Here is an 11921-nt window from a genome sequence, read left to right on the forward strand (position 1 = left end):
TTCGAAACCCGCACATTCCCGCGCTGAACCGGTAAGTAGGGGCAGATCAGCGCGTAGTGGCTTTCTGTTATCTCATTCATAACAGATACTTTGTACAAAACAGCACTATGCAATAGTGTGCACAGGCCCTAAAAACAAAAGATTCGACAGAGCAGGGTCGTGAGATCACGCACCAAAACACCTAGCTGTTTCTCGCGGAAGTGCACGTAGCGACCGGATCTCGCAATTCAAGATGGTGACATGCTTGAATGGGTAAACATTGCGGGATCCCAAGTTTGCGCAAATGTAAATCTCGGGACAACTCCATGCGTTGTCTGTGCCTTAAGGCTTCTGGGAACAGCCAATCATCGAGCGTAGTCGTAGTTGCGCGCGCTCCGGAACGGGGATTATTCGAATGAATTTACAAGACAAGGTATGCGTTATCACAGGTGCGGCTCGAGGGATTGGTGCTGCCGTCGCAAAACGCTACATCGAAAGCGGTGCAAAAGTTGCCATTGCGGACCTCCAATTGGAAGATGCAGAGGAAACCACTGCGAGGCTCACAGAGATTGGACCGGGCTCAGCAATTGGTGTCAAAATGGATGTCACCGACGAAGAGGCGGTGAATGCTGGAATCAAGCAAGTTGTTGAAACTTGGGGCCGCGTCGACGTTTTGGTTTCGAACGCCGGTATCCAGATCGTACATGAGCTTGAGAGCTTTCCGTTCGACCAATGGAAAAAACTACTTTCTATCCACCTTGATGGCGCATTCCTTACGTCCAAAGCCTGCTTGCCGCATATGTATGCACAGGGTGAAGGGACGATCATTCTAATGGGTTCAGTTCATTCCAAAGAAGCCTCGCAACTCAAAGCTGCATATGTCACAGCGAAACACGGCCTTTTGGGCCTTGCGCGTGTTATCTCCAAGGAGGGTGCGGCGCATGGCGTGCGTGCAAATGTGATTTGTCCTGGCTTTGTGCGAACACCACTTGTCGACAAGCAGATACCCGAACAGGCCAAGGAACTTGGCGTCTCTGAGGAAGAGGTCGTCAAGAGTGTGATGCTTGGTGGCACTGTAGATGGGAAATTCACAACAGTGGAAGATGTCGCCGAAGTTGCACATGTCTTTGCAGCGTTTCCCACCAACGCTTTGACCGGGCAGTCCATGATCGTCAGCCACGGCTGGTTCATGGAATAGCTCCCTAGCACAGCCTCAATTTCCAATGTCTTTCTTAGTCTGATGGCCAGGACACCTTCTTACATGCAGAAATTCAAATATCTCTCAATCGTTGTCCTTGTCGTGGCCATTGCAGGTGGTCTGATTGGCTACTGGCGCCATGAAACGCTCTATCCTTCAACGCAGGATGCATATATTCAGGCCGCAGTCATCAACATTGCGCCAGAAGTGACCGGTAAGGTTGTTGCGATCCATGTTTCGGACAACCAAAGAGTTTCGTCGGGTGATCCACTTTTTGATCTCGACGACACTGTGTACAAGAACGCGCTTGCCCAAGCAAAGGCTCAGGTGGAAGCAGCGGAAAATGCCCGCGAAAGCTTTAGACAGCAGATTAGTGCGTCCGCAGCGGCAGTCGAAAGTGCCAGGGTCACTCTTGAAGCTACTGTTGCACAAGGCAACCGCATCAAGCAACTCTTTGACGATGATAACGCATCACAAGCGGCACTGGACAATGCACGCACAACAGAAGCCTCTGCAAGAAGTGCTTTACATGCGGCAGAAGCAAGCTTGGCTCGAGCACGCAGCGCAGCGGTTTCCAATGAGGACACGTTAGTGTCCGCGCGAGCTGCACAGAATACGGCGGAACTGAATCTCGACCACACTAAGATTACAGCGCCTTTCGACGGTTGGATCGCAAACTTTTCCTTGCGTGAAGGCACGATTGTCACGGCCTACACTCCCCTGTTCGCGATGGTCGATAACAGCGAATGGTGGGTGGAGGCCAATTTCAAAGAAACGGATCTGACAAGAATTAAAGACGGCCAGCCCGTCGCAATTTCGGTCGATTTGCTGCCCAACGTCGCGCTCACTGGGATAGTTGAGTCCATCCGTCGGGGTTCGGGATCGACCTTTGCCCTGTTGCCCACCGAAAACGCCAGCGGAAATTGGATCAAGGTCACACAACGTTTCACAACTCGAATTGCTCTAGATGAAAGTCATCCTGACCTAAGAGTGGGTGCAAGTTCGACCGTCACAGTCGATACGACCGAACAGTCGCAATGATCACGAATGCGGCCCCTCTGCCAGCTGTTGCCACTGGTTCAAGCGTTCGCGTCGCAATAGTTGTCGCCGTGGTCCTGAGCGCCGTGCTCGAGGTCCTTGACAGTACAATTGTCAACGTTGCTCTTCCGCACATCAAGTCATCCTTTGGCGCAACAACCGACCAGACAACCTGGATCTTGACCAGTTACATCGTCTCCGCCGTGGTGGTCATGCCGCTGACGGGTTTCATGGCCAAGCGCTTTGGCCGTCGTCGATTGATCCTCACCGCCATTCTGGGATTTGCGACTTTCTCCGCTCTGTGTGGCCTTTCCTGGAGCCTCGGATCCATGGTCGCGTTTCGGCTGGGTCAAGGCATGTTCGGAGCGTTCCTAATCCCTTTGTCACAATCCATCTTGTTCGATGCCTTTCCCAAAGAAAAACGCGGGCAGGCCATGGCGATGTTTGGTTTGGGCGTCGTCGTCGCACCTGTGTTGGGTCCAACGATTGGGGCAATCCTTACAGAGGCTTATAGCTGGCGCATGGTGTTCTTTGTCAACTTGCCAATCGCGCTTGTCGCAGTAGTCATGTTGGCAGGCGAGCTTCCCGAAGACGCACCGGAAACCGTGCGCATCGACTGGACCGGCTTGGCGCTTATGGCCATTGGCATTGCGTCCCTACAATTCATGCTTGATCAGGGTCAAAGCAAGGATTGGTTATCTTCCCGGATTATCCAGATTGCCGTGATTGCCGCAGTGTTAGGGGGTCTGGGTTTTCTGCTGCGGGGGTATCGCAATGCGCAAAACATTATTGACCTGCACCTCTTTGCAGACCGGAATTTCGCCTGTGGGAATTTGATCATAGCCGGATTTGCAATTTCGATGTTCGGAGGGATCGCGATACTTCCACTCTTCGTGCAAGGGCTTTTGGGCTACCCGGTTGCAGATGCGGGTCATCTCTTCATCCCGCGCGGCATCGCTGCGGGCGCCTCGATGGTATTCACGGGCGCTGTATTGGTCACGCGCTTTGACCCACGGCTTCTTGCCGCGATTGGCCTTCTTCTTACGGCGTGGAGCAACTTTTTGCTCGGCCAACTGACCCTCGACGCGAGTTTCTGGCAATTGGCTTGGCCGGGCGTTGCTGCCGGGCTGGGGATGGGTCTTGTCTTTGTGCCGTTGTCAACGTTGGCCTTCGACAGCATCGGAGCCAACCAACAGGACGAAGCATCAGGGCTTTACGGCGTCACTCGGCAACTTGGATCATCCATTGGCATTGCGATTGTCGGCGCAATGATCGTGCGCGGAGTCGCGTTGGAAACTGCTCAATTGACGCAAAATGTCACGGCTTACTCCGATGCTGCGCGTGCATATCTTGCGCCGCTACATTTGACGCCGGAGAGTTCAGAAGGCGCAGCTATTCTATTTGGTGAAGTTCAGCGGCAAGCGACACTGATGTCCTATACACATGTGTTCGACGCATTGGGCTGGGTCGCCGTGGCCCTCCTTCCCGTCCTTCTCATGATGCGACGTCCAATTACCAGTGGCGACAAAGCGCCCGTACACTAGAATTCTTTGTCGCGACGAACAACGGCACAAGGCTGGCCTCTTGTCCAAAAACTTTGATCTGCCTGACTTGGTCCAACACGTCTGCGCGAGTGCGAGCAGCGCTTACAAGAGGACCTTGGGCGGTATGCTGCCAAACCTCACAAAGATTTAAATTCCGGATCAAACTGGGGTCAAGTCTGGACCTTATGTTCTTTTGCGAGCCTCTCGGGGACCCCCCTACCCCATCGCGGAGGAAACGCTCTGCATGTTTCTGGAAGGACATGCAGAGCGTCGATTGCAAGGAGATGACCATGAACAAGATCACGACACATATCGCAGACAGTCAGAACGGTCTGGTGGAGTACCTCAAGTCCCATATGAATGACCGTATTGTCGGACAGCACCGTTTCGTCGAACGGCTTTTGCTGGCACTTTTCGCGGACGGCCACATTTTGCTTGAAGGCGCACCAGGCCTGGCCAAGACCAAGGCCGTCAACGCACTTGCACAAACCGTGGACTGCGATGCCCGGCGGATACAGTTCACACCTGATTTGTTGCCAAGCGATCTGACGGGCACAGACATCTACCGGCCCGAGGAAGGATCGTTCACATTCCAACGTGGCCCATTGTTTCACAATCTGATTCTGGCCGACGAAATCAACAGGGCCCCCGCGAAAGTGCAATCCGCATTGCTAGAGGCAATGGCAGAGCGCCAAGTGACCGTCGGCGGTACGACATACAGCCTTCCTGATCTTTTCATGGTCATGGCGACACAAAACCCGATTGAGCAGGAGGGGACATACCCCTTGCCCGAAGCACAGCTTGACCGGTTCCTGCTTCATGTGAAGATCGACTATCCCGACGCGGATGCCGAACGCGAAATCCTGCGCATTGTTCGCGGTGAGGTCGCGGGTGAAGCGCCGGCGCCCGAGAAAATGATTGCTCCGTCGGACATTTTCGCGGCGCGGAAAGAAGCGATGTCAACACACGCGTCTGACGCACTGGTGGAGTATATCATCCAGTTGGTTCTCGCGACGCGACAACCATCGACCTATGGTGCCGATCTGGCCGAGATGGTGGCCTATGGGGCAAGCCCCCGCAGCACAATCGCATTGGACAGATGCGCACGGGTGCATGCCTGGATGCGTGGCTCTGAGTTTGCCACACCCTCGGATGTGCAGGCCGTCCTGCACGATGTCTTGCGACACCGCATCATTCTGAGTTTCGAAGCAGAGGCGGACGGCAAAACAGTCGATGGCTTCATTGATGCTTTGATAGACCGCGTCCCTGTCAGTTGAGGACAACGTGATGCAAGGGATTGTTGCAACTCTGAAAGAACTGGTACGGACCCGACCTGCGCGCGGCGTAACCGGCTTCGCACCGTCAGGACGCGTCTCAACGCACCAATGGGGGGCGAACCGGTCCATTTTTCGCGGGCGCGGCATGGAGTTCGCCGAATCGCGGATCTACCAGCCGGGTGACGATGTGAAATCCATCGACTGGCGCGTGACGGCCCGCACCGGACAGCCACACACAAAACTGTTTCAGGAAGAGCGTGAACGTCCCGTACACATCCTAGTTGATCTGCGGACGATGATGCAGTTCGGCACCCGTGTTCGGTTCAAGTCCCACCTGGCGGCTGAGATTGCAGCGATGTTGGCATGGGTGGGTCATGATGGTGGCGACCGTGTCGGTGGTCTTGTTCTGACACGTAGCGGGATTCTTGACTACCGCGCCACTCGCACCCGGCGGGCGCTTCTGGGCATGCTTGAAGGATTTTCCGAGCAAACCGCGCCTGATATCGACCCGGGGCAGGAAATCTCGCTCTCCAGCGGCATACGTCGCCTGCGTCGCGTGTGCCGACCCGGAACGCTGGCTTTCCTGATCAGTGATTTTAACGACTTTGATGATCTCGCGGCACAGGAACTTCGCCGGTTGGCCCGAACCGCCCATGTGACCAATATCCAGATCACCGACCCGCTTGATGCAGCGCTGCCCCCGAACGGTGGCCGGATCAGCGACGGAGAAAATATCATGGGTCTTGGCAGCCTGAGCACAAAGGATCTCGCGTTTTACGCCGATCAATTTGCGGCACGCCAATCCCGCCTCGCGCAAATTTCGCGCCAAAACGCCATGGCGCTTCATTTCCTTCAGACGGATGCTGACCCGACCGGGATTCTCCGCCCTTCGACCAAAAGAGAGGCCGCAGCATGACATCCGAGCTTTCACCAGACATAGCGGCACAGCTGGATCAGCTGCGCGATATCAGACTGCCCGAGCCGATCGGGTGGTGGCCGCTCGCATCTGGCTGGTGGCTGCTGATTGGCGCGATATGTGTACTGATCCTGGCTGCACTTCTTTGGAATATGCTTCGCAAACGTACCGCTCGCTATCTTGCGCTGCGAGAGCTTGAAAAGCTGAAAGCAAACGACACCAAAACCTTTGCGACTGAAATCTCCGTCCTTCTGCGTCGGTTGGCGATGCGTAAAGACCGATCCATTGGTCTGCTCAAAGGACATGACTGGACTGCGCACTTGACCGCCAAGGGTATGGAACTGTCGTTGGCGGATTATCTGGCCGACGCTCCTTACGCCCCAACACCTGAAAATGCGCCATCCTCCGAGGTTTTGCGCAAAGCTGCATCCCAGTGGATCAGGAGGCAATGATGATCACCTTTCTCTGGCCCTTTGCCTTTCTTCTTCTACCAGTTCCGTTTCTGGCGCGCCGTTTCCTGAAACCCGTCGATCCCAGGACCAGCGGCGCGTTGAAAGTGCCGTTTTTTGCCGCCTTGCAACAGCGGGTGGCCACATCGAACACCAGGGGTAAAGCCCCGCTCTGGAAGCTGGTTCTGGCCTCCCTGATCTGGGCCCTGCTGGTCACAGCCGTGGCACGTCCCGCCTATGTCGGTCCCGAGGTTCCTTTGCCAGCCGAAGGACGTGACATCATGATGGCCATTGACCTGTCCGGTTCGATGGACGAACGCGACTTTGCTGTCGGGGGCCGCCCCACAACGCGCCTGGGCGTCGTAAAGGAAGCCGCAGAGGCCTTTATCGCCCGTCGCGAAGGGGACCGTGTTGGTCTGGTTCTCTTTTCCGACCGGGCCTACCTCCAGGCCCCGCTCACATTCGACAGAACCGTTGTCCGCGATCTACTGGATCAGGCCCAGGTTGGCCTGACTGGCCAAAAGACCGCAATCGGGGATGCAATTGCCGTATCGATCAAGCGCCTCAAGGATCGCCCGGCCGAAGGACGAGTGCTTGTGCTTCTGACCGACGGTACCAACAACGAAGGCGTGATGGATCCCATCAAAGCCGCTGGCCTTGCCAAAGATCTTGGCATCCGCATCTACACAATCGGCGTTGGTGCACAAAACCGCCGCGGCTTTATGCCAACCAGTGATCTGGATGAAGGCACGCTTCGGCAAATTGCCACCATAACCGATGGTGCCTACTTCCGCGCCGCCGATGTGCAGGGCCTTGCAGAGATTTACCGCGCCATTGATCGGTTGGAGCCGGTGAGCGGAGATCCCCTGCACGTCCGCCCCGAAGTTTCTCTCTACTTCTGGCCCGCAGGGGCGGCGGTGCTGCTTTGCGCATTGTTCGCGCTGATCCAATTACGACCCGGATTGCCGATCCGGCCCACCCGTCAAGGAGCCTGATGATGACATTCGCCGACTTCCATTTCATCCGGCCTGAATGGCTTTGGGCGCTTCTTCCCTCCCTTGGGATGATCTGGTTACTGATACGTCAAAGCCGTCTTGGCGCGGCAAATGGCTGGGCCAAGTTGGTCGATCAGCACTTGCTTCAGCATCTCGCTGTCAAAGGCTCATCAAATGCGCGATCTCGCATCCTCCCGGTCATCGGAGCTGGCGTTGTGGCAGTGACGATCATCGGGCTTGCAGGTCCGACATGGCAAAAAAACGATGTGCCCAGTTTCGAAGGCGGCGAACCCACAGTTATCGTTCTCAGTCTCGCTCAAACCATGAATGCCGATGATCTGACCCCAACGCGGCTCAAAAGATCGATTCATAAGCTACGGGATATTCTGGACCGCACACATGGCGATGAACGCGGTCTAGTCATTTATTCCGACACTCCCTTTGTCGCGTCCCCTCTCACCAGCGATCCCAAGGTCATCGAAGAAATGTTGCCGGAACTGTCGACTAACCTGATGCCTGTTTTGGGCAATCGGCTTGATCTCGCGATCTCAGAAGCGCAGCACATGCTTGAACGCAGCGACGCAGTGCGCGGGCAGATCATCATCCTCGCAGATGACGGGGGCAACGACCCCGATGCCAGTCGTGAGGCCGCCGAGGCGGCATATCGTGCCGGGTATAGCGTTTCGGTCCTTGGGGCAGGCAGCGAAGAGGGAGCAACCCTCAGAACCGCCGACGGACGCGCCATCACAGCACAAAGCGGGCAAACCTTCGTGACAACTCTGGAGAAAGAGGAACTGGAGCAAATTGCCACAGCTGGAGGAGGACAGTTTTCGATGATCACAGCCGGAGAAGCGGACCTTGATCGGTTGCTGACAGCGTCATCCAGCGCCATGTCCAGCGCCGGAGACCGTCAGGACTTTCAGGCCGACGATTGGCGCGACATGGGTTATTGGCTCTTGCTCTTGCCAGTGTTTTTTGCGCCGTTCCTCTTTCGACGTGGTTTGGTTTTTGTGCTGGCCGTCATGGCGACCAGCGCTGTGTTCCAACCCCGGGCAGCACTGGCAGGGCCATGGGATGACCTTTGGTCCACGCCCGACCAACAGGGACTACGGGCGTTCAATGAAGGCCGTTTCGATGAGGCGAAGTCTCTTTTTGACAATGCAGATTGGCAAGCATCCGCCGCTTACCGTGCCGGAGACTTTGCTTCTGCTACCCAGGGATTTCAGGTGTCACCCTTCAATCAGGGAAACGCTTTGGCGAAATCAGGTGATCTCGAAGGTGCACTTGCAGCATATGATACCGCATTGGCAGCCAACCCCGATGATGACGATGCGAAATTCAACCGCGATCTGATTGAGCGGTTGCTGGAGCAGCAGGATTCTGAGGAAGCACCTCAGGATCAGGCAACCGACCAACAACAAGATCAGCAAGATGCAAGCCAGCCTCAAGATCAGCAGGGTGGTCAACAGCCCCAAAACCAGCAGGGCGACGAGCAATCCCAAGGTCCACAAGACGGAGAGCAGCCACAGGATCAACAATCCAGCAGTCAATCTGAGGAACAGCAAGGCGGTGAACAGTCCGAAGAACAGCAAGGCAGCGAACAGGCGCAAGACCAGCAAAGTGGCGAGGCTTCACAACAGCAAAACGGCGCAGAAGGCCCGCAAGACCAATCCAGCGAGCAGCAAAGTCAATCCCCGCAAGCTGGTGCAGAGGCTGAACGCCAACAAGATGGCGAACCGTCGGAAGACCTGCAGGATGGGGAGACAACGCAAGATCAGCAAACGGATGCTCAGGCACAATCCCAAGAGGACGATCAGGAACAAAGCGACGCGACAGAGCGGCAGGATCGTACCTCTCAAGACGCTGCCAGCACAGAGACCGGCCAGCAGGGCGACGAGGGAGGCCTCAGCCAACTTCTGTCCGACATCCTCGGCGACGCACCGGACCAACAACCGCAAGAGACCGTCGAAAGCTCTGCCCCGGCGGCGCAACCGATTGACCAGGCTCTCGAACAGCAGCTGCGCCGGGTCCCCGACGATCCATCAGGCCTGCTGCGCGCACGTATCCGGCAACATTACGCCCGCAGGCAAACGGGAAACTGAACGAGGATAGCACCATGAAAAACTGGATCACGTCCCTTGCAGCCACCATGGCATTGGCTCTCATGTTTGCAACATCTGCCCAGGCCGATGGCCTTATCGCGCGCACCAACAGCACCCAGATTGCCGAGGGCGATACGTTTCAGTTGGTGTTGACAGCAGATGGCTCGGGGGAAGCAGCCCCCGATCTTGCGCCACTTCAGCAGGATTTTGAGGTTCTGGGAACATCGCAATCGTCTCAGATACAAGTCATCAACGGTCGCCGTTCGCAAAGCGTAAGCTGGATCGTCACCCTTTCGCCGCGTGCAAAAGGCCCCCTGACCATCCCCGCCCTGACCGCTGGCACACTGAGCAGCACACCGCTAACCGTCGAGGTCGTTGATGCGGCCACGCTTCCCAAATCACAAGGCGTTGGAGGCATCGAAATCAGCGCCGAGATCGATCAAGGCTCCCACTATGTTTTTCAGGAAATTCCACTGACAGTGCGGATCGAAACCGTCCTGCCCCTACAGGAAGCCCAGCTTGTTGCACCGACAGGCGATTTTGAGTTGACTCAAACTGGGCAAGATCACGTCTCTCAAGTCCAGCGACAGGGCCAACCGACAACCGTGATTGAGCGGACCTATCTTTTGCGCCCTCAACATGAAGGGACGTTGAACATCGCGCCGTTTACCCTGCGCGGGGCTGTTCGTGACCCCAGCGCACAGCAGAGTCCTTTCGCAGATTTTGACTTTGGATCGTCAATGATGCCGAATATGATGCGACGCTCTCCATTCGGCAGCATGTTCAATGCGGGCAAACCTTTTGTCGCAAGATCTGACGCAGTCACTATCAACGTTTCGGCCAATCCTGCGACAAGTGGGTCAGATTGGTTTTTACCGGCCAAGGCTGTGGAAATAAAAGCGGAATGGGACCCCGCCAATCCGCAATTTCGCGAAGGTGAAGCCGTTACGCGACGGATCAGTCTCTTCGCGCTTGGAGCCCGCGCGGAACAGTTGCCGGATATCGCATTCGATGAACCGGACGGCGCACGCATCTATCTGGATGATACAACGACCAATATGGTCCAGACGGATGAAGGCACGGTCGCCCGCCGCGACTATATCTTGTCTGTCGTCCCTCAGCATGGCGGCCAGATTACATTGCCCGAAGTCAGTGTCTCCTGGCTTGATACGACGGACGATCAGTCGAAAACCGCCGTGCTGCCCGCATTGGCGATCACCGTTGAGGGCAGCGCACCACCTCCCACGCTTGTCCCTGATGCTCCCGCCTCCAAGCTTCAGGTGTCGGCGGAAAATCCCGGTGTTTCGCCGCTGATCTTCGCAGGTGCCCTTGCAGCTTTGGTGGTGTGTGTTGCCGCATTCTGGTTCTTGCGTCGCATTCAACGAACAACCAATACACACCGCACCGAAGAAAGAGCGATGACCAAAACGCTCAAACGACTTGCGGCGCAACGGGATCATAAGGCCTTCTATAAGACGTTGTTGAAACTGCGCTCCGTTTCGACGTCGTTCGACCGCACCGCACTCGACACCGCGTTGAAAGCGTTGGAAGATGACGCCTTTGCCAGTTTGCCGAAACGGTCGGCCCCCGACCTGAAGTTGCTGCTCAACGATGTCTTGAATGCCCGGCGCAAATCATGGCACGTCCTCAAACACGCTAATAGTAAAACCGCTTTGCCACCGCTTTACCCATCCCATGCAGCCTAATCTGACTTTGAAAGCCCTAGAATGAAAAACTCTACAATACTGATCTTCATCGGGCTTCTATGCTTTGCTGGGGGAATTTTCGCTCTAACCTATCCTTTTGCCGCTGCCATCTCGACGGAACTATTTTTGGGATGGGCATTTTTTCTTATTGGCACGTTCGGATTGGTGGCAGTGGTAACCCTTCCAAGCGACCGGTTGCCAGCAAGTATCATGGCAGCTTGCATGCTCCTGATCGGCATATTCATGGTGGCCAACCCTATCGCTGGTCTAACGGCGCTGACCGTGCTCATTGCATTCATGTTTCTAGTAACCGGCATCACAAGGCTTGTCTTCGCGCGCGTCATGATCGACACACGAGGCTATTGGCTTCTATTACTGTCGGGCGCTGTGTCGATCCTTCTTGGGTTCATGCTCTTTGCAGATTTTCCGCGTCCGGCTGAGAACATACTGGGTGTTTTGTTAGGGGTAGAGCTGATACTCACCGCCGTCCCGTTGGTCTCCCTTGGTTGGAAGCTTCGACAGTCTTGATCGATTGGAACCAGTTTTTAAGGCTGGCCTAATCTCGCCGAAATATCATCTCAAAAGACACCAGTGCTACCTGCTGACCTGCCCCCCGAAACTTCCCTCGTTCTGATGTAGAGTTTGCTCAACCTTTTGAAGGAGCAAACGAATGCGAAAGAGCCGTTTCACGGAAGTCCAAATCATTGGGATGATCAA

At 55.7% G+C, this 11921-nt stretch carries 10 protein-coding genes; all 10 read left to right on the forward strand.

Features of this window, described 5'->3' with window-relative positions; all coding sequences use genetic code 11:
• The first annotated feature begins 394 nt into the window (after positions 1 to 394).
• The 10 genes from ACW9UQ_RS17265 to ACW9UQ_RS17310 all read left to right on the forward strand — a co-directional run bounded on the left by ACW9UQ_RS17265 (position 395) and on the right by ACW9UQ_RS17310 (position 11732).
• A complete protein-coding gene (locus tag ACW9UQ_RS17265) occupies positions 395 to 1177 on the forward strand; it encodes a 3-hydroxybutyrate dehydrogenase (RefSeq protein ID WP_458932247.1) in 783 nt (260 codons plus the stop codon).
• A gap of 63 nt (positions 1178 to 1240) precedes the next feature.
• On the forward strand, positions 1241 to 2218 hold the full coding sequence (locus tag ACW9UQ_RS17270) for an HlyD family secretion protein (protein WP_458932248.1): 978 nt from the start codon (positions 1241 to 1243) through the stop codon (positions 2216 to 2218).
• On the forward strand, positions 2215 to 3759 hold the full coding sequence (locus tag ACW9UQ_RS17275) for a DHA2 family efflux MFS transporter permease subunit (RefSeq protein ID WP_458932249.1): 1545 nt from the start codon (positions 2215 to 2217) through the stop codon (positions 3757 to 3759). The genes ACW9UQ_RS17270 and ACW9UQ_RS17275 overlap by 4 nt, the downstream gene beginning before the upstream one ends.
• Positions 3760 to 4019: 260 nt before the next feature.
• Complete coding sequence (locus tag ACW9UQ_RS17280; protein ID WP_458932250.1) at positions 4020 to 5036, forward strand: AAA family ATPase; 1017 nt, start codon at positions 4020 to 4022, stop codon at positions 5034 to 5036.
• 10 nt (positions 5037 to 5046) lie between these two features.
• Complete coding sequence (locus tag ACW9UQ_RS17285; protein WP_458932251.1) at positions 5047 to 5952, forward strand: DUF58 domain-containing protein; 906 nt, start codon at positions 5047 to 5049, stop codon at positions 5950 to 5952.
• Positions 5949 to 6404 carry a DUF4381 domain-containing protein gene (locus ACW9UQ_RS17290; RefSeq protein WP_458932252.1) on the forward strand — a complete coding sequence of 152 codons (456 nt, stop codon included), beginning with the start codon at positions 5949 to 5951 and terminating at the stop codon, positions 6402 to 6404. The genes ACW9UQ_RS17285 and ACW9UQ_RS17290 overlap by 4 nt, the downstream gene beginning before the upstream one ends.
• The gene (locus ACW9UQ_RS17295) at positions 6404 to 7396 is read left to right on the forward strand and encodes a vWA domain-containing protein (RefSeq protein ID WP_458932253.1); all 993 of its coding nucleotides are present in this window, start codon (positions 6404 to 6406) and stop codon (positions 7394 to 7396) included. Before ACW9UQ_RS17290 ends, ACW9UQ_RS17295 begins: the two co-directional genes overlap by 1 nt.
• 2 nt (positions 7397 to 7398) lie before the next feature.
• Positions 7399 to 9498 carry a VWA domain-containing protein gene (locus ACW9UQ_RS17300; protein ID WP_458932254.1) on the forward strand — a complete coding sequence of 700 codons (2100 nt, stop codon included), beginning with the start codon at positions 7399 to 7401 and terminating at the stop codon, positions 9496 to 9498.
• A gap of 14 nt (positions 9499 to 9512) precedes the next feature.
• A complete protein-coding gene (locus ACW9UQ_RS17305; RefSeq protein ID WP_458932255.1) occupies positions 9513 to 11204 on the forward strand; it encodes a BatD family protein in 1692 nt (563 codons plus the stop codon).
• Between the two features lie 21 nt (positions 11205 to 11225).
• A complete protein-coding gene (locus ACW9UQ_RS17310) occupies positions 11226 to 11732 on the forward strand; it encodes an HdeD family acid-resistance protein (RefSeq protein ID WP_458932256.1) in 507 nt (168 codons plus the stop codon).
• The last annotated feature ends 189 nt before the right edge of the window (positions 11733 to 11921 follow it).

It is taken from the genome of Halovulum sp. GXIMD14793 (genome assembly GCF_054457435.1).

Excerpts from the sequence above, each read along its gene's own strand:
- ACW9UQ_RS17265 (WP_458932247.1), top strand. The coding sequence starts at position 395 with ATGAATTTACAAGACAAGGTATGCGTTATCACAGGTGCGGCTCGAGGG.
- ACW9UQ_RS17270 (WP_458932248.1), top strand. The coding sequence starts at position 1,241 with ATGCAGAAATTCAAATATCTCTCAATCGTTGTCCTTGTCGTGGCCATT.
- ACW9UQ_RS17275 (WP_458932249.1), top strand. The coding sequence starts at position 2,215 with ATGATCACGAATGCGGCCCCTCTGCCAGCTGTTGCCACTGGTTCAAGC.
- ACW9UQ_RS17280 (WP_458932250.1), top strand. The coding sequence starts at position 4,020 with ATGCAGAGCGTCGATTGCAAGGAGATGACCATGAACAAGATCACGACA.
- ACW9UQ_RS17285 (WP_458932251.1), top strand. The coding sequence starts at position 5,047 with ATGCAAGGGATTGTTGCAACTCTGAAAGAACTGGTACGGACCCGACCT.
- ACW9UQ_RS17290 (WP_458932252.1), top strand. The coding sequence starts at position 5,949 with ATGACATCCGAGCTTTCACCAGACATAGCGGCACAGCTGGATCAGCTG.
- ACW9UQ_RS17295 (WP_458932253.1), top strand. The coding sequence starts at position 6,404 with ATGATCACCTTTCTCTGGCCCTTTGCCTTTCTTCTTCTACCAGTTCCG.
- ACW9UQ_RS17300 (WP_458932254.1), top strand. The coding sequence starts at position 7,399 with ATGACATTCGCCGACTTCCATTTCATCCGGCCTGAATGGCTTTGGGCG.
- ACW9UQ_RS17305 (WP_458932255.1), top strand. The coding sequence starts at position 9,513 with ATGAAAAACTGGATCACGTCCCTTGCAGCCACCATGGCATTGGCTCTC.
- ACW9UQ_RS17310 (WP_458932256.1), top strand. The coding sequence starts at position 11,226 with ATGAAAAACTCTACAATACTGATCTTCATCGGGCTTCTATGCTTTGCT.